The sequence below is a fragment of the Faecalimicrobium dakarense genome (assembly GCF_000499525.1).
In the GTDB taxonomy this organism is placed as follows: Bacteria; Bacillota; Clostridia; order Peptostreptococcales; family Peptostreptococcaceae; genus Faecalimicrobium; species Faecalimicrobium dakarense.
In genome coordinates this window covers 1-25,380 of sequence record NZ_HG529277.1, presented here as the reverse complement: position 1 = coordinate 25,380, position 25,380 = coordinate 1, and the positions used below count along the sequence as shown (strand labels likewise).

Annotated in this window: 31 protein-coding genes, 1 pseudogene, 2 riboswitches and 1 other annotated feature; of the genes and pseudogenes, 2 read left to right on the top strand and 30 right to left on the bottom strand. The window is 28.0% G+C overall.

From position 1 onward, the window contains the following. The 4 genes from BN899_RS05810 to BN899_RS05795 all read right to left on the bottom strand — a co-directional run. Positions 1–501 (bottom strand): hypothetical protein (locus BN899_RS05810; RefSeq protein WP_042273648.1); only part of this gene is annotated, 501 nt, incomplete at its 3' end. Between the two features lie 9 nt (positions 502–510). Then, the gene (locus tag BN899_RS05805) at positions 511–1,335 is read right to left on the bottom strand and encodes a hypothetical protein (RefSeq protein ID WP_042273646.1); all 825 of its coding nucleotides are present in this window, start codon (positions 1,333–1,335) and stop codon (positions 511–513) included. Further along, positions 1,328–1,963, bottom strand: coding sequence for an ATP-binding cassette domain-containing protein (locus BN899_RS05800; RefSeq protein ID WP_242824095.1), 636 nt, complete (start codon positions 1,961–1,963; stop codon positions 1,328–1,330). The genes BN899_RS05805 and BN899_RS05800 overlap by 8 nt, the downstream gene beginning before the upstream one ends. 103 nt (positions 1,964–2,066) lie before the next feature. Then, positions 2,067–2,423 carry a GntR family transcriptional regulator gene (locus tag BN899_RS05795; protein WP_042273644.1) on the bottom strand — a complete coding sequence of 119 codons (357 nt, stop codon included), beginning with the start codon at positions 2,421–2,423 and terminating at the stop codon, positions 2,067–2,069. Positions 2,424–2,794: 371 nt separating this feature from the next. On the opposite strand from BN899_RS05795, the gene BN899_RS20120 reads away from it, so the two are divergent. Continuing rightward, on the top strand, positions 2,795–3,829 hold the full coding sequence (locus BN899_RS20120; protein ID WP_052356654.1) for a collagen-like protein: 1,035 nt from the start codon (positions 2,795–2,797) through the stop codon (positions 3,827–3,829). Positions 3,830–3,889: 60 nt separating this feature from the next. Here the strand turns inward: BN899_RS20120 and thiE are convergent, their stop codons facing one another. The 9 genes from thiE to BN899_RS05750 all read right to left on the bottom strand — a co-directional run bounded on the left by thiE (position 3,890) and on the right by BN899_RS05750 (position 10,519). Continuing rightward, positions 3,890–4,348 carry a thiamine phosphate synthase gene (gene thiE, locus BN899_RS05785; RefSeq protein WP_330362466.1) on the bottom strand — a complete coding sequence of 153 codons (459 nt, stop codon included), beginning with the start codon at positions 4,346–4,348 and terminating at the stop codon, positions 3,890–3,892. 19 nt (positions 4,349–4,367) lie between these two features. After that, positions 4,368–4,523 (bottom strand): thiamine phosphate synthase, encoded by a 156-nt coding sequence (locus tag BN899_RS20390; RefSeq protein WP_330362464.1) that lies wholly within the window; start codon positions 4,521–4,523, stop codon positions 4,368–4,370. Then, a complete protein-coding gene (gene thiD / locus BN899_RS05780; RefSeq protein WP_042273642.1) occupies positions 4,516–5,334 on the bottom strand; it encodes a bifunctional hydroxymethylpyrimidine kinase/phosphomethylpyrimidine kinase in 819 nt (272 codons plus the stop codon). The genes BN899_RS20390 and thiD overlap by 8 nt, the downstream gene beginning before the upstream one ends. A gap of 97 nt (positions 5,335–5,431) precedes the next feature. Beyond that, positions 5,432–5,526: riboswitch (TPP riboswitch) on the bottom strand. Between the two features lie 9 nt (positions 5,527–5,535). Continuing rightward, the gene (locus tag BN899_RS05775) at positions 5,536–5,838 is read right to left on the bottom strand and encodes a GIY-YIG nuclease family protein (RefSeq protein WP_042273640.1); all 303 of its coding nucleotides are present in this window, start codon (positions 5,836–5,838) and stop codon (positions 5,536–5,538) included. A gap of 260 nt (positions 5,839–6,098) precedes the next feature. Further along, on the bottom strand, positions 6,099–7,463 hold the full coding sequence (locus tag BN899_RS05770; RefSeq protein ID WP_042273639.1) for a cation:dicarboxylate symporter family transporter: 1,365 nt from the start codon (positions 7,461–7,463) through the stop codon (positions 6,099–6,101). 62 nt (positions 7,464–7,525) lie between these two features. After that, positions 7,526–8,050 (bottom strand): serine O-acetyltransferase EpsC, encoded by a 525-nt coding sequence (epsC, locus tag BN899_RS05765; RefSeq protein ID WP_042273636.1) that lies wholly within the window; start codon positions 8,048–8,050, stop codon positions 7,526–7,528. A 26-nt stretch (positions 8,051–8,076) separates the two neighbouring features. Then, the gene (gene cysK / locus BN899_RS05760) at positions 8,077–8,976 is read right to left on the bottom strand and encodes a cysteine synthase A (protein WP_042273634.1); all 900 of its coding nucleotides are present in this window, start codon (positions 8,974–8,976) and stop codon (positions 8,077–8,079) included. 95 nt (positions 8,977–9,071) lie between these two features. Next, positions 9,072–9,311, bottom strand: a binding site (T-box leader). Between the two features lie 208 nt (positions 9,312–9,519). Continuing rightward, positions 9,520–9,930: a hypothetical protein gene (locus BN899_RS05755; RefSeq protein ID WP_042273632.1), complete on the bottom strand. Its 411-nt coding sequence runs from the start codon at positions 9,928–9,930 to the stop codon at positions 9,520–9,522. An 85-nt stretch (positions 9,931–10,015) separates the two neighbouring features. Beyond that, positions 10,016–10,519, bottom strand: coding sequence for an NUDIX hydrolase (locus tag BN899_RS05750; RefSeq protein ID WP_147568502.1), 504 nt, complete (start codon positions 10,517–10,519; stop codon positions 10,016–10,018). A 358-nt stretch (positions 10,520–10,877) separates the two neighbouring features. Here BN899_RS05750 and BN899_RS05745 point away from each other — a divergent pair, with 358 nt between their 5' ends. Next, a complete protein-coding gene (locus BN899_RS05745) occupies positions 10,878–11,132 on the top strand; it encodes a DUF1294 domain-containing protein (RefSeq protein ID WP_042273629.1) in 255 nt (84 codons plus the stop codon). 35 nt (positions 11,133–11,167) lie between these two features. On the opposite strand, the gene BN899_RS05740 is transcribed toward BN899_RS05745, so the two are convergent. From BN899_RS05740 to BN899_RS05670, 17 genes and pseudogenes are all read right to left on the bottom strand, one after another. Beyond that, positions 11,168–12,115, bottom strand: coding sequence for a polysaccharide deacetylase family protein (locus tag BN899_RS05740; RefSeq protein WP_042273627.1), 948 nt, complete (start codon positions 12,113–12,115; stop codon positions 11,168–11,170). A gap of 220 nt (positions 12,116–12,335) precedes the next feature. Next, on the bottom strand, positions 12,336–13,622 hold the full coding sequence (locus tag BN899_RS05735; protein ID WP_052356652.1) for an NCS2 family permease: 1,287 nt from the start codon (positions 13,620–13,622) through the stop codon (positions 12,336–12,338). A gap of 182 nt (positions 13,623–13,804) precedes the next feature. Next, the gene (locus BN899_RS05730) at positions 13,805–14,542 is read right to left on the bottom strand and encodes a CpsD/CapB family tyrosine-protein kinase (protein ID WP_042273622.1); all 738 of its coding nucleotides are present in this window, start codon (positions 14,540–14,542) and stop codon (positions 13,805–13,807) included. A 129-nt stretch (positions 14,543–14,671) separates the two neighbouring features. After that, positions 14,672–14,757, bottom strand: a riboswitch (cyclic di-GMP riboswitch). 413 nt (positions 14,758–15,170) lie between these two features. Continuing rightward, positions 15,171–15,356, bottom strand: a complete 186-nt coding sequence (locus BN899_RS05725; protein ID WP_042273621.1) for a hypothetical protein — start codon at positions 15,354–15,356, stop codon at positions 15,171–15,173. 104 nt (positions 15,357–15,460) lie between these two features. After that, a complete protein-coding gene (locus BN899_RS20115; protein WP_278244964.1) occupies positions 15,461–15,850 on the bottom strand; it encodes a CpsB/CapC family capsule biosynthesis tyrosine phosphatase in 390 nt (129 codons plus the stop codon). 37 nt (positions 15,851–15,887) lie between these two features. Beyond that, a complete protein-coding gene (locus tag BN899_RS20110; protein ID WP_278244963.1) occupies positions 15,888–16,247 on the bottom strand; it encodes a CpsB/CapC family capsule biosynthesis tyrosine phosphatase in 360 nt (119 codons plus the stop codon). Positions 16,248–16,261: 14 nt separating this feature from the next. Further along, positions 16,262–17,227: an LCP family protein gene (locus tag BN899_RS05715; RefSeq protein ID WP_042273619.1), complete on the bottom strand. Its 966-nt coding sequence runs from the start codon at positions 17,225–17,227 to the stop codon at positions 16,262–16,264. A 144-nt stretch (positions 17,228–17,371) separates the two neighbouring features. Further along, entirely contained in the window at positions 17,372–18,286 is a 915-nt protein-coding gene (gene galU / locus BN899_RS05710) for a UTP--glucose-1-phosphate uridylyltransferase GalU (RefSeq protein WP_042273618.1), read from the bottom strand. 25 nt (positions 18,287–18,311) lie between these two features. Further along, entirely contained in the window at positions 18,312–18,683 is a 372-nt protein-coding gene (locus tag BN899_RS18570) for a GDP-mannose 4,6-dehydratase (RefSeq protein WP_330362465.1), read from the bottom strand. A gap of 118 nt (positions 18,684–18,801) precedes the next feature. Continuing rightward, positions 18,802–20,349 (bottom strand): murein biosynthesis integral membrane protein MurJ, encoded by a 1,548-nt coding sequence (murJ, locus tag BN899_RS05700; protein ID WP_042273615.1) that lies wholly within the window; start codon positions 20,347–20,349, stop codon positions 18,802–18,804. 31 nt (positions 20,350–20,380) lie between these two features. Continuing rightward, positions 20,381–20,632 carry a UDP binding domain-containing protein gene (locus BN899_RS20945; protein ID WP_343195836.1) on the bottom strand — a complete coding sequence of 84 codons (252 nt, stop codon included), beginning with the start codon at positions 20,630–20,632 and terminating at the stop codon, positions 20,381–20,383. Positions 20,633–20,652: 20 nt separating this feature from the next. Further along, positions 20,653–21,546, bottom strand: coding sequence for a nucleotide sugar dehydrogenase (locus tag BN899_RS05695; RefSeq protein ID WP_343195835.1), 894 nt, complete (start codon positions 21,544–21,546; stop codon positions 20,653–20,655). A 20-nt stretch (positions 21,547–21,566) separates the two neighbouring features. Next, positions 21,567–22,589 (bottom strand): NAD-dependent epimerase, encoded by a 1,023-nt coding sequence (locus tag BN899_RS05690; RefSeq protein WP_042273613.1) that lies wholly within the window; start codon positions 22,587–22,589, stop codon positions 21,567–21,569. A gap of 118 nt (positions 22,590–22,707) precedes the next feature. Beyond that, positions 22,708–23,478, bottom strand: a complete 771-nt coding sequence (locus BN899_RS05685; protein ID WP_081712180.1) for a glycosyltransferase family 4 protein — start codon at positions 23,476–23,478, stop codon at positions 22,708–22,710. A 111-nt stretch (positions 23,479–23,589) separates the two neighbouring features. Further along, positions 23,590–23,787, bottom strand: coding sequence for a hypothetical protein (locus BN899_RS05680; RefSeq protein WP_042273610.1), 198 nt, complete (start codon positions 23,785–23,787; stop codon positions 23,590–23,592). Between the two features lie 106 nt (positions 23,788–23,893). Continuing rightward, a pseudogene (locus tag BN899_RS18565) lies at positions 23,894–24,163 on the bottom strand (acyltransferase); the annotation flags it as partial. Positions 24,164–24,406: 243 nt separating this feature from the next. Then, positions 24,407–25,380 (bottom strand): O-antigen ligase family protein (locus BN899_RS05670; RefSeq protein ID WP_042273607.1); only part of this gene is annotated, 974 nt, incomplete at its 5' end.

The following is a 25,380-nucleotide window of genomic DNA, read 5'->3' as shown; positions in this document are numbered from 1 at the left end:
TCTAGATATATCTTTGAAATCCACATTGATTGTATTTCTTTTTATATTTTCTTTATTTATACTTTGGTCGTATATAACATTATCTTTTCCTTGAGTTTGAAGTACTGTATTTTCTTCTATTTTAATTATTTCATAGTATATAAACTTTATATCTGTTGTATAATTCTCTTTTGTTCTTATGTACTCATATCCAATATTAGATATATTATCATTTCCGCTTAGAACATCTATAAGGTTAAATATTTTGTTATTTTTGTTTTCATAATATCTTGTTGGTATAATTTGTTTTTTAGTATTTCCATTTTCTATTGTATATTTTTTTCTTATATATCTACTACCTTCATTATTTTCATAACTTATGGCTAGATTATTTATTTCATTTATATTACCTTTTAAAGTTTTTATAGTTAATTTATCATTATTATTTCTAAGTGGTAAAACTAAAAATAGTAAAAATGTAAATACTATAACCACTATTGGTATCTTTGATTTTAAATTCATTTTTCCCCCTTAAATATAAAACTTTTTATTTATCAATTTATAAGATATATAGATAAGTAATATTGTAAAAAGTGAACCTACTATAAAATCCACCCCTATGTTGCCTATATATTTCGCTCCCAAATTGGTGTAAAAATCTCCTATATTTCTATACATAACAATCTTAGTTATTATAATCATATATAATCCAATAGTTATTATAAAAAAGCTTTTGTTCTTATTTTTAAAGCTTATTGCAAATACTATTGCTGTAAATAATACTGATAGTTTTAAAACTAAACCTATACCATAAATCATGATAAAATCTATCATATTTATAGGCATATTGTAATATAAGATTGAAGATAAATATGATAAGTCTTCAAATAATGATGTAGGTATTACCCCTGTATTCCTAAACATTATATTAAATATATTTTTAGATATAAAAAGTATTATAATTTGAATTATTAATACTCCATAAACCATAACTATAGTAGATACCATTTTAGATAGGTAGACATTAAATTTATTGCATGGAATCATTTTTAAAGTATAAACACTCTTTTGAGTATATTCTCTTATCCAAGTATAAATTGAATATATAAATATTCCTACTATGCTAAGTTCCATAATATTAGGCAAATAAGAGTTATTATACATAATAGAAACTCCATAAAATATTCCATCAAAACTATCCTTAATTTTTTCAATTATACTAAATCTATCTTGTAATTTATTAATCTGAATTATATTTAATCCAAGCATTATAGCTGATAAAATACTTAAGTATAATAGATAAAATTTACTATTTCTTTTTAACTCCATATTAGTAAGTGCAAGAAGCTTATTCATACTTATAGACCTCCCTCATCTTATCTATTATGGATTTACCTTCATTTTCTCTTATATCCTCAGCATTAAATATTGATACTACTTTTCCGTCTTCAAGTAGTATTACATCATCTACTAATCCTTCTATTTCATCAATTTCATGAGTCGTTATAACTATGGCTTGATCTTCTTTCATATACTTTGTGATTGCTCTTAAGAATTCTTCTCTTTTAAAAACATCTATTCCTGAAAATGGTTCGTCTAAAAGTATATAATCTGCATCTTGGCAAAATCCAAGTATTATTCTTACTCTTGCTACATTCCCTTTAGATAAATCATCTATTACTGAGTTTATATCTAACTTAAACATGTTTATCATGTCATTTGCTTTATCTACATTCCAATTTTTATAAAAAATTTCCATAAACTCAAAGCTATCTTTTATTGTTATTCCGCTAAAATGAGTATTTATATCTGGCACAAATGCAAGTTTGTCATATGTAGAATTACTTAGCTTTTCTCTATCTATTAAAATTTCCCCTTTATCAATTTGAATAAGTCCACTTATAGCTTTCAGAGTTGTTGATTTACCCACTCCATTTATACCAAGTAACGCAGTTATTTTCCCCTTTTCTATACTAAAGCTCACATTATCTAAAGCCTTAATTTTTTTACTTTAAAGTTTTTCACCTTAGTATAAGTTTTACTAACATCTTTTACCTCTATCATCTTACTCCTCCAAATTTAATCTCTTAATATTTTTCACTTATAATTTCAATTACTTCTTCTTTTGTTACTTTTATAGCTTTCATATTTTCGATAAATACTTCTAATGACTCATTTATTAATTCCATTTTTATATTTTTAAGTATATTTTCATCAGTAGTTATATTACTTTGGTAGTTCTTAAAAGTATTTATTATCCCCATATCTCCCATCTCCTTATATGCCCTTTGTACTGTATTTAAATTTACATTTAATTCTAGTGCCATCTCTCTTCTAGATGGTACTGTATCTCCTGGATTCAATTCGCCTATTACCATTCGTTGTTTTATGTATTTAATAATTTGCAGATATATAGGAGATTTATTATCTAGTTCAAACTTCATATTACCTCCTAAACCAGTGTATTAATAGGTTCATACACTAATTTTAAATTTTTTAGTGTATTATCTAATTAATACACTATGTATAAAAATTTTTGATAAGATGTACTAGTTATGTAATACACTTTATCCAAAATTTTTCTTCTTAAGTGTATTATACGATTAATACACTTACTTTGTAAACATATTTTTTCTTTGTATATGTATATATTTTACTTATTATTTATCTTTAATTTAAATTAACTCTATATTTTTTAATCTAATAAACATGTTAAAGTTAATTAATTTGATATTATATGTCCCATTTTTGCCTCATAAATCATATATCTATATTGTGTAGTAATACTACAAATTTTTAAACAGGAGTGTTGTATATGAGTAAAGACTGGATGTGTAACAATGATTGTACAAAGCCTTGTTGTTCTAGCACACATAAGCATCATGAAAAATCATGTAAATGCGATAGCAAGCCTATAAAAAGTAAAAAATCTTGTGGATGTTCTACTATGGACCAAGGTATGTGTCCTACGTTTGTATATCCTATAAATTTTTCAGATTTTCAAATTTATAGCTTATTATGTGATTGTATAGGGAAAATGGTGGGGTTAAAATTAGAAGATAGTGACTGTATATTAAGATTACGTATTTGTCAAGTAAATCAATTTGCTGTAATGGGTAAAACTTGTTCTGGTAAAGGTCCTATATATGTAAAGATAAATTCAATACAATATATAGATTTTGGAAAAGAAATTTATGTTAATCCATTATGTAATGTAGCGGTTGGCGTTCAAGGTCCTCAAGGTCCTGCTGGTAAACCTGGTATGCCTGGTGCTCCTGGTAAACCTGGTCCTAAGGGTGATATGGGTCCTCAAGGTCCTGCTGGTAAACCTGGAATGCCTGGTATGCCTGGCGCTCCTGGTAAACATGGTGCTATGGGTCCTCAAGGTCCTGCTGGTAAACCTGGTAAACCTGGCATGCCTGGTATGCCTGGCGCTCCTGGTAAACCTGGTGCTATGGGTCCTCAAGGTCCTGCTGGCATGCCTGGTGCTATGGGTGAAATGGGTCCTCAAGGTCCTGCTGGTATGCCTGGTGCTATGGGTGAAATGGGTCCTCAAGGTCCTGCTGGTATGCCTGGAATGCCTGGCGCTACTGGTCCTATGGGTCCTCAAGGTCCTGCTGGCATGCCTGGTGCTATGGGTGAAATGGGTCCTCAAGGTCCTGCTGGTATGCCTGGAATGCCTGGCGCTACTGGTCCTATGGGTCCTCAAGGTCCTACTGGTCCTCAAGGAGCTGTTGGTGTTCCTGGTAAACCAGGACCTAAGGGAGCAACTGGTGCTGCTGGTACTACTCCTACTCAAGTTAAGGAAAAGTATCTTCCACCTTCTAAAAAAGTACCTTATAAAAAATAGTTTATTATATTTAGGATTAAAAGAGAGCTATATAGCTCTCTTTTAATCTTAGTACATATCCTAAATAATTGAAATAAACGCCTTTGTTTCCAAATAAATGTCCTCTTTTTTTAGTATAGCTGACACAATTGCATACCCATCGCTTTTTAATACTTTTAATTCTTCAATTTTATCTACACTTATTCCACCAATTAAGACCATTGGTATATCTACATTTTCTCTTATTTCTTTAACTGTATTAAATTCAATAGATTTTGCATCTATTTTTGTTGATGTATTATATATTGCACCTACACCTATATAATCTGCGCCATCTAACTTTGCCTGTTTTGCTTGCTCTACCGTTTTAGCTGACACACCTATAATTTTATCTTCTTCTAATAACTTTCTAGCCATACTAGCATCTATATCACTTTGGCCAACGTGAACTCCATCTGCCTCACTAAGAATTGCTATATCCACCCTGTCATTTATTATTAATAATACACCATATTTTTTAGTTAGTTTTCTTAACTTAATCGCCTTTTCTAAAAATTCTTTACCTGATGCATTTTTTTTCTCTTAATTGAAGTATTTTAACTCCGCCTTTTATAGCATCTTCTATACTTTCATAAAAATCTCTATTCTTTAAAATCTCTGAATCAGTAACTAAGTATAATTTTAAATATTCTTTTAATTTTTCTTTATTAAACATACTCTACCTCGCTAGTTTTATCAAATTTATAAAAATGGTGTACTGGTCCTACCCCATGACCTATGTCAAAACTATTTTCTATAGCTTTTGTTATATAATCCTTACTAAGTTTAACTGATTCTTTAATGTCATATCCTAATGCTAAGTAAGATGCAATTGCTGAAGATAATGTACATCCGGTTCCATGTGTATTTTTTCTGTCAAATCTTTTGCTTTTATAGACTTCAAATGTATCTTTTCCTATTAAAATATCTACCGCATCACCTTCTAAATGCCCACCTTTCATTAGTACATATTTAGGTCCCATTTTTAAAATTTTCTCTCCTGCTAGTTTCATATCTTTAGTATTTTTAATTTCTATTTTTGTTATTTCTTGAGCTTCTTCTGTATTAGGTGTTATTATATATGCCATTGGAATTAAATACTTTATTAAATTTTCTTGTGCTTGTGGTTTTAGCAACGAATATCCACTTTTAGATATCATGACAGGGTCCACTACCAAATATTTTGGATTGTATTTTTTTAAAGTTTTTGCTATTTCTAATATAATTTCAGGACTACTTACCATTCCTATTTTTACAGATTTAGGAACTATATCATCAAATACAGTTTCAATTTGTTTTCTTATTATATTATTACTTAATTCTTCTACGTCAAATACTCCTTGTGTATTTTGAGCTGTTATTGCTGTTATAACACTCATTCCATATGTTCCTATTGCACTAAATGTTTTTAGATCGGCTTGTACACCTGCTCCCCCTGATGAATCCGAACCTGCTATTGTAAGTGTCGGTATTCTATATTTTTGCATAATTATATCCTCCTCCATTTTAGTTATATAAAAAAAGCTATACCTAATTTAGGTATAGCTTGATTACATAGTCATAAGTATATAATATATATATATTATATTTATGTATAAGCTTTCCTACGCTGGCATTATCCAGATCAGGTATAAGGGTCAGTTGTTACTTCTCAGCCATTGGCTCCCCTAGCTATTATATCTATTAATTTATATTATATCAGACCCAAGTAAGTAGTCTGAGCTATTTTCAAGTTCTTTTATAAACTCATTTGGATTTTTTATTATGTTAAGCTTTTTATTTCTAGATTGCTTTTTTATATAACTTTCTAATTTCATTGCTTTACTTCTGCTATTACTTACAAAGTATACTTCTAGTTTTTCAAATCCTTTACTTTTTGTATATTTGCTATTTATTCCTGTTTCATGTTCTTTCATTCTTCTTAATATGTTATTTGTGTATCCAGTATATAAAGAATTATCCTTACATCTTATTATATATGTAAAATGCATATTCTACCTCATTTGTATTATTGTATAGTTAAATAATACTATATAAAATCCTAAATTTAAAGCAATTATTATTTTATATGATAATTTTTCAATAGAAGTACAACACTTTATACTCATGTTTCTTAAGAAGGTTATTAAATGATTTAATATTATATTTTTACAAAGTCAGTTTTTAGTATTTAAATAGGCTACTGATAATTATCAGTAGCCTATTTAGATTGTTTATTTTTTATATTTAAATATTTAATAAATGAGATATCTTATTTTTCAGTTTCACCTATTTTATTAAATGATTTCGCAACAGTCACTGCTGATATCATACTACCATTTACATTAAGCATAGTACGCCCCATATCTAATATAGGGTCTATTGCTAGTATTCCACCTGCAAGTGGGAAATATGCTCCCATTCCCATTCCAGATATTACAACTGATACAGCCATAGAAGCTGTTCCTGGTATTCCAGCTATACCTAACGAACTAATAGTTACTACAACTAATAACATTGCATAGAAACTAAAATTCATAGGTGTACCTGACATATTAGCAATAGTTACTGCCATTAATGCTGGATAAATACCAGCACACCCGTTCATACCCATATTAGAACCTAAGCTAGTTACAAAACTTGCTATACCTTCATCTACTTTAGCATTATCAGTTAAAGCTTCTATTGTTACTGGTAAAGTACCTACACTTGATCTTGATGTAAATGCTAATATAAGAGGTTTTGAAACATTTTTTACATAAGTTATAGGATTTATACCATTTAAACTTATTATAATTAAGTGTATTATAAACATTATGAATATACTTACATATAAGGCTACTATAAAGTCTATTACACCTAATATAGAACTAACTCCACGACCTACTATTGTATTTGCCATTAAAGCTATCACTGCATATGGCATAAGTTTTATAACAGTTATTGATACACTTACAATTATTTTATAAAAGGCTTCTATTAAATCTACAAAAGGCTTTATTACATCAGAATATTTTTTGTTTAATCTTTTTATAGCTAAACCAATAAATGCTGCAAATATTACTACTGCTACTATATTAGCTTCAGCCATTGCGTTTACTGGATTTGATGGCAATAAACCTCTTAATGTATCTACTACTGGAGTTATTTCTTTCATTTGATCACTTGATTTTACAACCTGTTCTCCAACTCCTAATTTAAATAAATTACCTATAACAATACCAACGATTACTGCTATTGCTGTTGTACCAAGCAACATTATTATTGTTCTTGAAGTTAACTTATTTATATCTTCTCCTTCTTTTAAGTTCATAATAACTCTTATTATTGATACAAATACTATTGGAACTACAAGCATCTTTAAAAGATCCATAAATCCATATCCTATAAGACCATACCACTTGTCTACTTCAGTTAGCCATGTTACTGTACTTGGATCTTTTGGGAATCCTGCAACCCATTGAATTATTACTCCTAGTCCTATACCTAATAAAGTAGATATTATCATTAGTTTTGTGAAATTCACTTTTTTACTTAGTTTTTTTGTTATAAAAAATAATCCTATTAATACTATTATTGAAACTATTGTAAATACATTAGTTATCATTATAAATTGTGAAAAAAATGTAGTGTCCATATTATTACCTTCCTTTGTCTTATGTTAATCTATTATTTTGCTTAGAATCATTTTAGTGTTATTTATATATCTTCATTTATCTTTACAACTTTCCCAGCAACTCCAACTACTGTAGCTCCACTAGGTACATCTTTTAATACTACTGAATTTGCTCCAATCTTAGCTTTTGAACCTATTGTTATAGGCCCTAATACTTTTGATCCAGATCCTATTATTACATCATCTAAGACAGTTGGATGTCTTTTACCTTTATCTTTTCCTGTACCTCCAAGTGTTGTACCATGATATATTGTTACTCTATTTCCAACTTCTGCTGTTTCACCAATAACAACACCCATACCATGGTCTATTAAAATTCCTTCACCTAAAGTAGCTCCTGGATGTATTTCTATACCTGTAAGAAATCTTGCTATTTGAGATATTAATCTAGCTGTAAAAAATAATTTATGTTTATATAGAAAATGTGATAATATATGCATTATCCTTGCATGTATTGATGGATATAATAAAAATACTTCTATCTTTGATCTTGCTGCTGGATCATTTTCCATTATATACTCTATATCTTTATTTATTTTCCTAAACATTTATCAATCACCCTTTTTGATATAATTTAATTGAATATTCCCATTGAAATATATTTTTCTATTCCATCTGGTGATATTGTCACTATTTTTTTATCTGGGTATTTTTTAGATACCTCTATAGCTGCATATATGTTTGCTCCAGATGATATACCTACTAATATACCTTCTTTATCAGCTGCTATTTTCATTCCTTCAAAAGCTTCATCATCATCAACTAGTATTACTTCATCCACTACTGTTTCATCATAGTTTTTAGGAACAAATCCAGCTCCAATTCCTTGTATTTTATGAGGTCCAGATGTATTTTGTGATATAGCAGGAGATTTTTTAGGCTCTATAGCTATAATTTTTATATTTGGATTTTTTTCTTTTAAATATTTTCCAACTCCACTTAATGTTCCTCCTGTTCCAACTCCACTTAAAAATATATCTACATCTGGTATATCATTTATGATTTCTTTAGCTGTTGTTTCATAATGAGCATATGTGTTATCTTGATTTTCAAACTGTTTTAAGCTTTTATAATTTTCATTTTCATCTATAAGTTCTTTAGCTTTTTGTATTGAACCTTTCATTCCAAGTTTTCCATCTGTCAATATAAGTTTTGCCCCATATGCCTTCATTAGTTCTCTTCTTTCTACACTCATCGTTTCTGGCATTACTATTATTACTTCATATCCTTTTAAATTTCCTATCATAGATAATGCTATACCTGTGTTTCCACTAGTAGCTTCTACTAATACATCGCCTTTTTTTAATTCATTTCTTTTCTCTAATCCTTCTATCATATAATAAACTGCTCTATCTTTTACACTACCTCCAGGATTTGTTCTTTCTAACTTTAGATAAATATTTTTATTTTCTATATTATTTAATTTCATAACTGGTGTGTTTCCTATTAAACTCAGTACATTTTCGTGTATCATATAAATCACTCCTTAAATTAATTTTTTAGGTTATATATTTTTAATTTTTATTATATATAACTTTTTTGTAAATAAAAAAACCCCGTCTCTAATATAATAGAGACGAGGTTGACTCGCGGTTCCACTCTAATTTAGATATAAAAAATATATCTACGCTCGAAATTCCAGCACTAACATGCCTAATCACTGTAACGGGTGATCCCGGAGAACTCTACTATTAATTCGAGCTTCTGCTCCAAAGTGCACTTCACATTTTTTCTAAATAGAAAACTCTCACCAATGTTTTCCTCTCTGTGATTTTCCAAAATGCTACTTTACTTTTTCAATGCATTTAAAATCTAACTATTTTTATTGATTTATATAAATAATAATACAATATTTTTTTAAAGTCAATATTTTTTTATTATTATTTTTTTGTTATTATTTTTTAATTAAAATAAATTTTTTAAAAGGTTTTCTTATTTTTTATAGAATTATATTATAGAATTATTATTTATAATTCACTGAGGCTAGAGCTTTAGAAAATATTTTTCTAGAGCTCTTTTAATTTTTATTAATATAAGACTTTATTTCTTTAACCTTTTCTTTAGATTTATCATCTTTAATTATTAATTTTAATTCTTTATTTTCATTTGATTTAATTATTATACATTCATCTTTATTATCTTTATATAAATCAAAACTTAATACTTTTTTTAGTGGAATTTTAGATGTATTCATAACCGAATAAATCCCTTCCCACGGAGAATAATAGATACTTTCAAGATATATATTTTTATTTGTAAGTGTTAATATATAATCATCAACTATTTGTCCTACCACTGGTGTAGTAGTTGTACATACAAAGAAATTTAAAAGAAAACTATTTACCACTTCTATATTTGTAATTTTACGGCAACAGCTTATTCTAGATATAATTTGTTCATTATTTTCTAGTTCAATATTTATAGCCATCATATCCCTCCAATTTTATATTTACATAATAATTAGCTTATATGGCTTTTTTCTTTGTATTATACTTAACACTCACAAATTTATATTACTTAAATAATTTATCTCCTAAAGCTACAAACATTTGAAGCATCAGATATGATTTTATATCTATAGTCTCTTTACTTTCTAATATATTCACAGCTTCCTTTTGTGATACTAAAATAGCTTCAATTTCTTCATCATCTTCTAAAAATTCATCACTTATATTACCATCACATGTACAATACACAAAGGCTACTGATTCATCTGTCATACCTGGTGATAGATAAACTTTTTCTGTACTTGTTGATTTATTTATTTCTAAAAGGTCTAAACCTGTTTCTTCTTTTAACTCTCGTCTTACAGTACTTTCAATATCTTCATCATTGTCAACAAGCCCTGCAGGTAGTTCATAAATATAATCGTTTATAGGTACCCTAAACTGCTTTATAATAACTAGTTTATTTTCACTTTTATGAAGTGCACAAATAACTACTGCATCTATTTTATCTTCTTTATTTTTTAAATAAACTTCTTTTAGCTCTTCTTCATTTTTTCTTGAAGCTACCATCCAATGTTTATCTTCATTTTTTTATTTTTATATTCAACATCAAATAAGCCTACAAAATCAGTTTGAACTAAAGTTTTTATTTTTTATTTTTGAATTTTTCAATTTATATACTCCCTTTCATTTTATCTTATATTTATATATTATATGATTTTTTATTTATATATTTAAACATTTCCCCTATATAAATTAATTTTTTATTTCACATTATCTGATTATATTACTTAAATGATATCACTATATTTCAAATTAATATAGCCCCTATAAAGTTTTTATTTGTATATTGTAACAAATTCTGTTATTAACCTCTTATTTAATTTATACTTATATTTAAGTTAATATTTTAATACTAGGAGGTTCTATGAATAATTTAATTTATATTTACTTTATTATAATTAATATTGTAGGCTTTTATTTTATGTATATAGACAAAAGAAAAGCAATTAAAAATGAATGGAGAATTAGTGAGGCTACGCTTATCTCAATAGCTATAATTGGTGGTTCCTTAGGAAGTCTATTAGGTATGTATACTTTTAGGCATAAAACTAAACACCCTAAGTTTACAATTGGAATTCCATTTATAATTTTACTTCAAATAGGAATATTTATAATATAAAAAGGCTGCCTGTATTTTAGGCAACCTTTTTTATATTATGCTAAAGTTTTAAAAGCATATCCATTATCTTTAAAATGTTTTATTATTTGAGGAAGAGATTTAGCAGTTTGTTCTTTTCCATAAGTATCATGCATTAATAATACTACTATTTCTTTACCCTCTGAAGTTTTTATTGCATATTCAGCTAATTGTTGAGCATTCTTCTTTCTACCTTCTGCATCTGCACTTAGAGCATTCCAATCTATTGAAGCCATATTTTTCTCTTCTAATTGAGCATCTAATGGTTCCATTCCCTTCCAAGACATATGTCCTCCTGGACATCTAATTACTCTTGTTGAGAAGTATGGACCTAATACATCCTTAAGTATATCATCAGTCTTTTTAAAGTCTGCATTAAAAGATTCTAAATTTAATGTTCTTTGCGGATATAAAATTTTATAGTTGTGACTATATGAATGGTTTGCTATGGCATGTCCTTTTTCAAATTCTTGTTTTATAAGATCCTTTGCTTTTTGACCACCGCGCTCTATATTTTCGCCAGTTAAAAAGAATGTAGCTTTTACATTGTTTTCATCTAATACTTTTAATACTTCTGGTGTTACAGTTGTAGATGTTCCATCATCAAATGTTAAAAATACTATTTTTTCTCCATTATTAGAATAATCTCCCGCTTTAAGCTTTTTAGCTATCTCAATTGCATCGTATGAATCTTCTTTACCGTTATGGTTAACACCGATCACCATTTTCTTTTTTTCTTCTTCTTCTTTACGCTTCTTCTCAGCAAGAATTCTTTCTTCTTCTGCCTTCTTGTCCATTTCAATTTTTACTTGTCTTTGTTCTTGTATAAAAGCTGTTGTCGCTCCAATTCCTTTAGCTCCAACAAATACTATCACTACAGAAGCTATCGACACTATAGCAACCTTTTTCGCGTCAACTTTCTTCTTTTTTCGAGCCCCAAAATTTATTTTATTTTGTTTTCTCATAGTATTACCCCCTATCTTGTATTAATTTGTCGTTTTTCTCATATATCTATTATATAACTTTAATCAAAAAAGTCTATATGGTAAAATTTACAATACTGTAACAAGATTTTTTTTATTTCTTGAAACTTTTTCGATACCCCTATCGTCTTAAGAATTAAATTAGCATTTTCATAATATTTACTCATAAAAAAAGACAATGACTAAAGTCATTGCCCTATTATTAATGAATAATTCCCATAGATACGTTCATTATAAAACTTAATATAAATAATCCTGTAAGTATATACATAGCAGGTGAAATTTCTTTTCCTTTACCTGATGCAATTCTCAATAATGTATAAACTATAAATCCTAAAGCTATCCCATTTACTATATTATAAGTAAAAGGTATTAAAGTAATTATAAGTATCATAGCTATAGTATCTATTACATCACCTTTTTCAATATCAAAGAATGTTTGAATCATTAATATTCCTATAAATATAAGTACACTACTTATAACTCCATTTGGTATAAGCTTTAGTACTGGAATTAAAAATAATGATAACAAAAATAATATCCCAGAAGTAAAAGCTGCAATCTTGCTCTTTCCTCCAGCACTTATCCCTGAAAAGTTTTCTGCTGCAACTATTGTTGGACTTGTACCAAACATTCCTGCTATCATGTTTGATATACCTGCTATTTTAAATGGTTTTTGAAACTCCTCTACTTTTCCGATAGCTTCCATTTGACCATATAAAATGCCCATGTTCTCAAATACAATAACAATAGTTATAGAAAATACAGCTACTATAAATGGAATACTAAGTATATTTTTAAACGACATTCCTAAAAATACATCCTTAAATGCTCCCATATTAAACATAGTCATATCTACATTATTTAAAGTAGTTACTCCCATTATTAGTGATAACACACTACCTATTATAATGCTTATAAGTAAATTACCATTTACATTTCTTATATGAAGTATAAGTATTATAAGTAAAGTAATTATACTAAGTAAAGTCTCTTTGTTTGCTACATTTCCAAGCCCTACCATAGTATTTTCATTAGTTACAACAAGACCACTTTTTTGAAGTCCTATAAATAATATTAAAAATCCTACTCCAACGGTTATAGCATGCTTTAAGTTGCTTGGTATTGATTTTAAAAGTATTGGCGTTAATTTAGTACTCGCTATTATAGTAAATATAATACCACTTACAAATACTGCACCTAGTGCATCTTGCCAACTAAGTCCCATAGAATTTACTATTGTATAAGTAAATAGCGAATTTATACCCATTCCAGGTACTACTATAAGTGGTGTGTCTGAAAATAAGCCCATAAGTATTGTTGATAAACTACATGTAAATATTGTAGCTATCATAGCCGCATCTTGACTTATTCCAGCGTCCGATAAAATAAGTGCATTAGTCATTATTATATATACGCTTGCTATAAACGTAGTACATCCTGCTAATACATCTGTTTTAATTTGATTTTTTTGAAGTGTTTGTTTCATTCCTCTTTCCTCGCAAAATATATCCCTCTCCCGCCCGCATCATGTGCCTATATATTTTATCATTTTTTGTAAGTTTAGTCTATATCTCATAATTATAATTATTTATATCTAGTTTTTTAATGTCATGTACATGCTTTCAAATTAAAGAAGATGACTAAATAGTCATCTTCTTTAATTTGAATTTATTTAAATATGCTAAATCCTAAATTTTTTAAAGAAAATCTTTTTTTCTTACTATTTTTCATCTGACGCTCTGATTCATTATAATATCCATAATATCCATAAGCTGAATCTTTAGAGTCGAACTTATTTAATATAACTCCTAGTATATTAGCATTAACATGCTCTAATCTTTCTTTAGCAATCTTAACTACCTCTACATCAGTTTCATTTGATGCAACAACTAAAATAGTTCCATCAATAAAATTACTCATAACTCCTGCATCTGTAACAATACCTATTGGTGGAGCATCTATGAAAATATAATCATAATCATCACGAATACTATTAATAAAATATTTCATCTTGCTTGAACCTAAAATTTCTGAAGGATTTGGTGGAATTTTTCCAGCAGTTAAAATATCAATATTAGCCTCACTTATACTTCCTACACATTCTTCAAATGTCTTATTACCAATTAGAGTATCTGTTAATCCAAATATATTACTAATACCAAATGTTCTATGTACAGTTGGATTTCTTAAATCACAATCTATAATAAGTATTTTTTTATCTTCTAGTTTAGAAAAACTTACTGCTAAATTAGAAATAACTGTACTTTTTCCTTCATTTTGTTTACTACTAGTTACCATAATGACCTTTATATCTTTATCTAAATTAGAAAACTCTATATTTGTCCTCACATTTCTATACGCCTCAGATATAGGTGACTTAGGGTTTTTTAAACTGATTATTTTCATTGTTACACTCCCACTTTTATTTTTATACGCTAGAGACGAACTTTGGACAACAAAAAACTACCTAATAAAAGGTAGTTGCCAAAGCAAAATAAGCACAAAATTGTGCTTTAACGATAAGAAAAATTTCTTACCGGCAACTGGCTGGCATTGTAATTTGTACTTTAGCCCCTTTAGCTTTGCGTCACTAGATTTCTCTAGCTTTGCCTGTAAAACATAATATTTTACATATATTTACATTATACTACATATTTTTAAATTTGTATATGATAAAGTTATCCTTCATTAGAAGCCTCTCCGCTAGAGCTATCTGAAGCATCGCCTCCACTTGGAGGTGTCACTACCTCTTGATTTCCTACTCCAGTATCTGGTGTTGGTTTAGTTTCAGGTTTTGGAGTTACATCTGGTTGTTCTTCTGGCTTAACCTCTGGTTTAGGCGTTATTGGTTTTATAGTAGGTTTTTTTTCTGGCTTAGCCTCTGGTTTAGATGTTACTGGCTTTGAATTTGCTGGTTTTGTCGGCTTCTGTGTTGTTATTTTTTCTTGTTCTTCTTGTGTATTTTGTGTTTGAGTTATATTAGATTTAGCACTTTTTTCTACTTGTTTATTTTTATCATCTGAAATTGCCTTTTCTACATTATCTTCATTAGTAACTGTATCTTCTGTTGTGATATCTTTTTTTCTTCTACAATTGTTTTAGGAGCTGAATAATTATCATCAGCTGATGCCAGATTCCCCTGACCCATAGCAAATCCAGCTGAAGCCAATGCAGTTATAGCAATTCCCCCTATTATAATCCTTTTCTCTTGTTTATTCATTTTACTCTCCTTAAAAATATTTATATATCGTTAATTAATATTTCTATATATAAAACTATACACCTTTAATTTTATTTTATATACAAATTAAAGGTGTCTTATTACTATTTTTTCTTAAATATTTTCTTAAAAAAGCTTTGCTTTGGATTATACCTTATAGGTTCTTCCAAATTTTCTAATAATTCATCTTGTATAATTTTATTTGCATTTTCTTTAAATAATTCATTGGCTCTATCTTCTCCGTATTTATCCATAATATAATCATAAGTATCTTTAATCTTAGGAGCTCTTCTATTGCTACTATGTGCATCTGTAGCTATAAAATGTATCATATTATGATTTAACAATACATCACATAATTTATTAGCTTCTTTAGGACCCCTACCCAAAATACTAGAAGCATTAACTTGAATTAGTGCACCTTCTTTTATACAGTCGTATATAATATTAGGATCTTCTTGCATATCTGAATATCTTTCAACATGAGCAAGTATTGGAATATAGCCTCTTATTTTTAATTCATATATTACATCACATAAATTTTTTTGGAACTCTCATAGGTGAAAACTCTATTAATAAATATCTGCTATTATTTAAAGTATAAAACTCTTTTTTATCAATATATTCTAATAAATCATCTCCATAATAAAGTTCATTACCTATAAAAACTTCTATATCTATATTATTTTCTTTTAAAAAATTATTAAAATTATTTAACTTTTCTAAAAGTATCTCACCTTTTTCAAAGTCAAAATCCGGCCTATAATGAGAAGTATTTATTATTTTATTTATACCTTCACTTTGAGCTATTTTAGCCATTTCTAAAGATTCTTCTAAATCTTTAGATCCATCATCAACTCCAGGTAGTATATGACAATGTATATCTATCATCTCAATAACTCCTTCTATTTTTTATTATCTTTACCATAGATGAATTCATTCCAAGCTTTTAAGTTTTCTTCCTTATCCCACTCTAGAACCCATCCTTTTTGCTTACTTATAATATGACCATTTCTATATTCCTCTAATGGGAATTGTAACTGCTCTATATTTTTATCATTAATATTAAATACTGTAAATCCTAAATTCAACATTTCCATAGGGCTTATATTAGTCTTAGTATTGTCTAAAAGTATATCAGCACATTTTTTATATTGTTCTTTTCCACTGTTTAAAAATTCTTTATAAACACTCTCAGCAACTTCTCTATGTCTATTATCTCTAGCAAAAGCGCTGTCAGTATATCTTATTCTACTAAATGCAAGTGCTTGATACCCATTTAATCTTTGTACACCTGCTTTAGTTATGTATTCTTTTTCTACTTTATCTTTTCTATTATAATAATACTCGTAGCAAGCATCTATGTACTTATTAACTTCCTTAATATCTTTTTCCTCAATATTAACTTCAACTCCACCTAATTCATCTATAATATCCATAAATGAAACAAAGTTAACAGCTATGTACTTATCAATATCAAGATTAAAATTAACCTTGAAAACTTCCTTTAAAAGATCTATACCTCCATATGCATAAGCATGAGTTAGCTTTTCAGTTGAGTAACCAGGTATATCAACATAAGTATCTCTCGCTATAGAAGTTATTTTAATATCTTTTTTATTGCTATCTATAGTTACTAACATAACAGAGTCTGATCTATTCCCTCTTTCAACATGATCTCCATCTGTACCTACAAGTAATATATTAGTAATTCCATCAACCATAGATACTTCTGATTTTTCTTGCCCTTTGGTAGTTTCTTCCTTTACATATATCTTATTAAGCTTTGAATATACATATCCAAATCCAGACATTAAAATAATGACAAGGATACTTATCAATATCAATGCTATCTTTTTAAAATTTTTCATATTTCTCCTCCTATTTAAGCCTTTAGCTTTATAAACTATTCAATATATATTCTACCATATTTTTACATATAACTGCATATACTTATATATTTTGTTAGTTTATTAATACAGAAAATCCCAGATAAAATCATCTGGGATCTTATATTATTTAGTTACTGCAACTTCTTGTAAATCTTCTTCACTTACAAAATCTTTATTTTTAGATTTTAGGAAATCTATAAATCCATGTCTTAAATCATCTCTTTTAAGAGCAAAATCTACTGTAGCCTCTAAGAAACCTAACTTATCCCCTACATCATATCTTCTACCTTCAAAGCTATATGCATATATAGCTTCTTTAGTAGCTAGAGTTTTAAGTGCATCTGTAAGTTGAATTTCTCCACCTTTACCTGGTTCTTGATTTTCAAGTATATTAAATATTTCTGGAGTTATTATATATCTACCAAGTATAGCTATATTTGATGGAGCTTTATCTACATCGGGCTTTTCTACCATATCTTTTACTTTATATACTCTATCTTCTATATATTTTACATCTAGTATTCCGTACTTATTAGTATCTTTTATATCAACTTCTTGAACTCCAAGTATTGAAGTTTTGTATTCATCGTATGCATTTATAAGTTGCTTTAGACAAGGTGTAGAACTGTCTACTATATCATCACCAAGCAATACTGCAAAGGGTTCATTACCTATGAAACTTTTTGCACAATGGATAGCATGTCCAAGTCCTTTTGGTTCTTTTTGTCTAATATAATGGATGTTTACCATATTTGATATATCTTGAACCATCTTTAACATATCAGACTTACCTTTTTGCTCAAGTTCTACTTCAAGTTCTACTGATCTATCGAAGTGATCTTCTATAGATTTTTTACTACGACCAGTAACTATTAATATTTCTTCTATTCCTGAGTTTATTGCTTCTTCTATTATATATTGTAGAGTTGGTTTATCAACTATTGGTAGCATTTCCTTTGGTTGTGATTTTGTTGCTGGTAAAAATCTTGTACCAAGACCTGCTGCTGGTATTATTGCTTTTCTTACTTTCTTTCTCATAAAGTCCTCCATATTTACTTTGTAGCTACTTTTTATATCCACTTGAATTATTTTTGTGCCAATTCCAAGCATCTTCAATTATTTTTTCTAAAGAATCAAATTCTGGCTTCCATCCAAGTACATTTTTAGCCTTTTCACTTGTAGCTATAAGTATCGCTGGATCACCACTTCTTCTTGGCTCGATAACTTCTTTTATATCAAATCCTGTAACACGTCTTGCCACATCTATAACCTCTTTAACTGAATATCCGTTTCCATTACCAAGGTTAAATGTATCACTATCATTACCTTTTCTTAAATACTCTAAAGCTTTATAGTGTGCAGATGCTAAATCAATAACATGTATATAGTCCCTTATACAATTCCCATCTTTAGTGTCATAGTCATTACCAAATATACTTATATGACTTCTTTTTCATAGTGGTACTTGAAGTATTAAAGGTATTAAGTGAGTTTCTGTTTATATATCCTGCTCCACCAACTATTAATATGCTTATATATGAACTCCTATTTATTTAACATTTTTTATTTTTTAATTTCAATTTAACCATATTAGTAATTATACTTACTTCTTCAACTTTTAGTATAACTACTCCTATTCCATATACTAATGCGCCTATCGCTATCGATCCAAATAAGGCTATCGCTTCCTTTATAAATCCAGTTCCTAGAATATTACTTAACAAATTATATCCAAAATAAGTTACAACTCCCATAAATACTGCTGAAACTATTGATTTTAGTGTTGTTTTTATTATCTTGTCTTGTCCAAAATATCCTATCTTTTTCTTTAGATTCATAAACAATAAGAATATACATACTGTAGCGGATATACTTGTTGCAAGTGGTAACCCAGGTAGTCCTATTATATTTACAAGTGCTATATTAAGTACTATATTCATAACCATAGCTATTGCTCCATTTATCATTGGAGTTTTAGTATCTTGTATTGAGTAAAATACCTTTCCTAATATATCTCTGAGTCCAAATGCCAACATTCCTAAAGAATACATAGCAAGTGCTATAGCAGTCATACTAGTCGCTCTAACATCAAATTCTCCTCTTTCAAAAAGTATCCTTACTATAGGTGTTGCCAATACTATTGCACCAATTGATATAGGTACAACTAAAAGTATTACACTATTAATACTTTTAACAACTGATTCTGTGAATTTTTCTTTATTATTTTCAGTTGATAGCTTTGATAGCATTGGATAAATTACAGCTCCTATAGATGCTATAAATAATGCCATAACAAATCCATTTAGCTTATTTGCATAATTTAGTGCAGATATACTTCCCTCTCCTAATGTAGAAGCTAATGTTCTATCTACCATAGTGTTTATTTGATTAACTGCCACACCTATAAGTACTGGCATTATTAACCATGACATCTTTTTTATATATTTATCTTTAGTATTTATATATAGTGAATATTTATATCCATTTTTTATAGCAAACGGTAATTGGAATAAAAACTCCGCAGCCATTCCTAATAAAGTTCCCCATATCATTATGTATGGATTATATACTACACTTAAAATTATAGATACTATTATTATTATATTTTTAGGTATACTTGCCATTCCTGGAATAGCAAAGTTGTTGTTTATTTGAAGATATGCAGTCATAAGATAACTTAGTCCAGTAAAAACTATACCTACAATAGTTATTCTTGTGAAATTAACAGCTACCTCAAATGCTTTTCCTTTAAATCCAACTGCGAATACCTTTACTATTTCATCAGTAAATACTAGCCCTAATATACCTAGTATTAAACACATTATTACAACTATATTAAAGACATTATTTGTAAATTTAAGAGCTTCTTTTTCTCCTAAATTATTATTAACTTCAAAGTACATTGGAATTAGAACTGTAGCTAGTGTTGTCCCAATAGTTGCAAATATAACTAGTGGTATATTCATAGCTGTAATATATGCATCACTATACATGGATGCTCCGTATGATGATGCTAATACTAGCTCTCTACCAAATCCAAGTATTTTTGCCAATATAGTGGCAATCATAAGTCCAATTGTTGCTTTAGCTACCTTACTCATGTTATCTCCTTATACCATAACTAATTTTGACCTAATCTCTATTATATAAGTCTCTAGTATAAACTTTTTCTTCTACATCATATAAGTCTTCACACAATCTATTCGAAACTATAACATCACATTTTTCTTTAAATTCCGATAAATCCTTTATTACTTTAGAGTTATAAAAAGTATTTTCTTTAAGCACTGGTTCATATACTACTGTTTCTATCCCTTTAGCCTTTATTCTTTTCATTATACCTTGAATAGATGAAGCTCTAAAGTTATCAGAATCAGTTTTCATAGTTAATCTATGTATACCTACTACATTAGGATTTTTTTTATTATCTGGTCTGCTATATGATCTTTTCTAGTTGTATTGGCATCGACTATAGCAGCGATTATATTATTTGGTACATCTGCATAATTTGCTCTTAACTGCTTAGTATCCTTTGGTAAGCAATATCCACCATATCCAAAAGAAGGGTTATTATAATGACTACCTATTCTAGGATCAAGTCCAACACCTTCTATTATTTGTTTAGTATTAAGCCCTCTAACTTCTGCATATGTATCTAATTCATTAAAATATGCTACTCTAAGTGCCAAGTAGGTATTAGAGAATAATTTTACTGCTTCTGCTTCTGTTGAGTCAGTAAATAATACTGGTATATCTTCTTTTATTGCTCCTTGCATTAATAAATCTGCAAACTTTTTAGCTCTATCTGATTGTTCACCAACTATTATTCTTGAAGGGTACAAATTGTCATATAATGCTTTTCCTTCTCTTAAGAACTCTGGTGAGAATATTATATTATCAGTTTCAAACATTTCTTTTATTCTTTCAGTATATCCAACTGGAACAGTTGATTTTACAACCATTATAGCATCTGGATTTATTGATAATACATTAGCTATTACTGCTTCTACACTTCTAGTATTAAAATAATTTTTCTCTGGATCATAGTCTGTTGGTGTAGATATTACGACAAACTCTGCATCTTTGTATGCTTTATACGCATCAGTAGTAGCCACTAAGTTTAATTCTTTAGTATCTAAGTATTCCTCAATCTCTCTATCTACTATGGGAGATTTTTTATTATTTATCATATCAACTTTTTCTTGTATTATGTCTACTGCTACTACTTCGTTATGTTGTGCCAGTAGTATAGCATTTGATAAACCAACATACCCTGTTCCTGCTATCGCTATCTTCATTGTTGTTTTCCCCCATTTTATTATACTTCTACATTATAAAATTCTTTGTACCAAGTAGCAAACTTTTTTAATCCTTCTTCTATAGAAGTACTTGGTTTAAAATCTATAGCTCGTTCTAAATCATATGTATCTGCATAAGTTTTCTTAACATCTCCCGGTTGCATCTCCATATAATTTTTTACTGCTTTTTTACCTATCTGATCTTCAAGCACAGATATAAACTTCTCTAATTGTACTGGTTGATTATTACCTATATTATATACCTTGTATGGTGCAAAACTTTCACTTAGTTTATCTTTCGTTTCATCCCAATCTGGATTAGCTTTAGGTGCTAATGGTAATAATCTATATATACCTTCTACTATATCATCTATATATGTAAAGTCTCTTTCCATTTTCCCATGATTAAATACATTTATGGGCTTATCCTTAAGTATTGCATCAGTGAATGAGAAATATGCCATATCTGGTCTTCCCCATGGTCCATATACTGTAAAGAATCTTAACCCAGTAGTTGGTATCTTATATAAATGGCTATATGTATGAGCCATTAATTCATTAGACTTCTTAGTTGCAGCATATAAACTTACTGGATGATCTACTTGGTGCTCTGTTGAAAATGGTGCTACTTTATTTCCACCATAAACCGAACTTGAAGAAGCATATAATAAATGTTTGACTGGATAGTGTCTACATGCTTCTAGTATATTTACAAATCCAATTAAGTTTGAGTCTACATAAGCATATGGATTTTCTATTGAGTATCTTACTCCTGCTTGAGCTGCTAAATTTACTACATAGTCGAAATGTTGTTCTTTAAAAATCTTATCTATCTCTTCTTTATTTTTTAAGTCAATTTTATAGAAAGTATAGTTATCGTACGTTCTAAGTATTTCTAATCTACCTTCTTTTAATCTTACGTCATAGTAATCATTCATATTATCTATGCCTACTACTTGATAATTATTTTTTAATAACAGTTCCGCTAAATGAAATCCTATAAATCCACTAGCACCTGTTATTAATATTTTACCTTCTTTCATAACCTGTAGTTACTCCTTTATAATTTAATATTTATTAATTTAAAATCTCTATTTATATTTTGATAATATTTTAGTTACATAAATAACATTCTTTATATTTATGTATTTTTTATCATTTTTATATTCTATTAATTATATCTAAATATTTAGCCTTTAAATTTTCTATTGAGTACTCTTTTACTACAAAATCGTTATTTTCTTTTACTATTTTTTCTATTATTACTTTATTTTCTTTGTTTAATTTAACTATGTTGTTTATCTTATCACCTAAGTCTTTACTTGAGTGTGGATCAAACATCATTATATCTTTGTACTCATTTTTAATTAAACAACTATTTTCAGGTATGTTTGACAATAGTATAATTTTTTTTCTAGAAAAACTTTCTAATATAACATTTGAAGTTCCTTCGTATAATGAAGGCAGTATTACTATGTCATTTTGCTCATAGAAACTATCCATATCACTCACATATCCCATAAAATTGACCCTATCTTCTAAGTTTCTTTTATGTATATATTCTTTAATCTCTTCATAGTAATCATTATCTTCTATTTTACCTGCAATATTTACACTAATACCTTTAGATATATTACTAATAGACTCTATAACTAATTGTACATTTTTTCTTCTTGTAATATTAGCTATTACTCCTATGTTTTTTATAGATATTATATCTTCAAATAGTTTATTATTTTTTGACTCTACTCCATTATTTATACACTCAATATTTTCATTCACAGATTGTAACATTTCATATGTTGCTCTTGAATTACAAGTTAGCATATGCATTTGAGATAATATTTTTCCTACACTTCCTTTTGAAAAGCTCTCATCTGCTTCTCTAGCCGAAAATATAACTTTTTTACATTTTCCTTTTAACATATACATAACTGGAACTAATAATTTATTGTGTCCTATAGCTACATCATAGTTAGGAAGATTTTTTTTATATATAGATTTATTTTTATATAATCTCTAATTCTTATAAGGTTTTTTTGATTATATTATTTTTTTAAATATTTCATTTTTTATATAAAATTTTTCATTTAAATTTTTTATATTACTATTATCTTCATTGAATAAGAGGATATCTACTTGGTGATTTTTTAGATACCTCTTCATATATATACCTAAACTGTTTTTCAGCTCCTCCCTTAACCCAATAAGGAATGGCAAATAGTACTTTTTTTCATTCACTATCTCCTCTTAACTTTTTACATTAATCTTCTGTAATATATTCAAATCCTTTACCTACATACATACCGTAAAAAAACTTATTGTTCTCCTTTAAATTATAATATGTTTTTTTATCTCTATTTTTTATAGTTCTTTGAGGATTACCACCTACTATAGCTAAAGGGTCTACATCTTTAACTACAACTGACCCCATAGCTATAATTGCACCTTCTCCTATAGTTACACCTGGAGCTATAGTTACATTTGAGCCAATCCAAACATTATCCTTTATTATAACCGGCCTTATTATATATCTATTATCAAAAGGTATGCTTTTTAAATCTTCACTTTTATAGTTATGGTTTCCTGATATTATAAATAATCTTGGTCCTATCATGCATCCACTTCCTATAGATATGACGCCTATTGCGTCTATATATGCTTCTTTATTTATAAAAGTGCCGTCTCCTATAGATATATTCTTAGTGTTATAAAAATTACTACGTTCAGATAGTCTTACTCCTTTACCTATACTTTTAAACTCTAACTTTTTAAATCTTCTTGTATCGAAAACACTATTTTTATTTGAATTAACAATCGGTATCCCATTTTTTATTTTTTTATTAAATCTATCAATTTATTAATTACTCCTTATTTCTTCTAATCTAGCCTGCCTTATATTGTATATTTGAGCTGCAATTATAAACCAATATAAGTAATTTAAGTTATCTTGTACTATATTCGACACTATAAAAGCAAAAAATATTATACTTGTTGTAATCACTTCTTTAGTTTTTACAGTTTTTACTTTTATATTTTTAGTTCTTATACTTATCAATATAATAAGTATAAAGTGAAGTAATGCTCCTATTATTCCACCTTCTATGATAAATGTTAATAACCCACTTTCTGTTACTGTAGGCATATTATATAAAATTCCTGTTACATCAGATATTATGGTCTTATTTTCCGATACCTTATGGTAATTACCATATCCTATTCCTATCATAGGATTTTCTTTAATAGCTCCCATCGAATTCTTCCATATTTCTCCTCTTACTATAACTGTATCTAGGTTTCTCAAATCACTTGTTTCTATTCCCTCTAGATTTTTAAACACATAATAGTTTATTGGTACAGAAATCTGCTTTGGTATAAACTGTGGATATACACTAAATACCAATATACCTGTAATTAACATTAAAAATATGTATTTAAATAAAGATTTTACATTTATAAAATTAAAAATAGACAATGTTATTACTAGCCCTAGTGGTATTGTATATAATAATGATTTTATCTGCATCATAAATAATGATGCGATTATAAATAATAATAAAGTTAATCTATTTTTTATATTTTTATTGTAGTAATTATTAACAAGTACTATAGGTAAAGCAAATGTATATAACATGTTATAACCTGGTTTATCTAATAAAGTATAGTGTCTTAGGTTACGTAAGTTTACTCCACTTAAAAGTAAATTTACACCTTTAATTATTATATCTACAGATAAAATAATGGATACAATAATTATTATCCTATATAGTGTAGACATAGTTTTATCATCTAAATAATTTATAAGTAATGCTACCGTTATTATGTAAAATATCA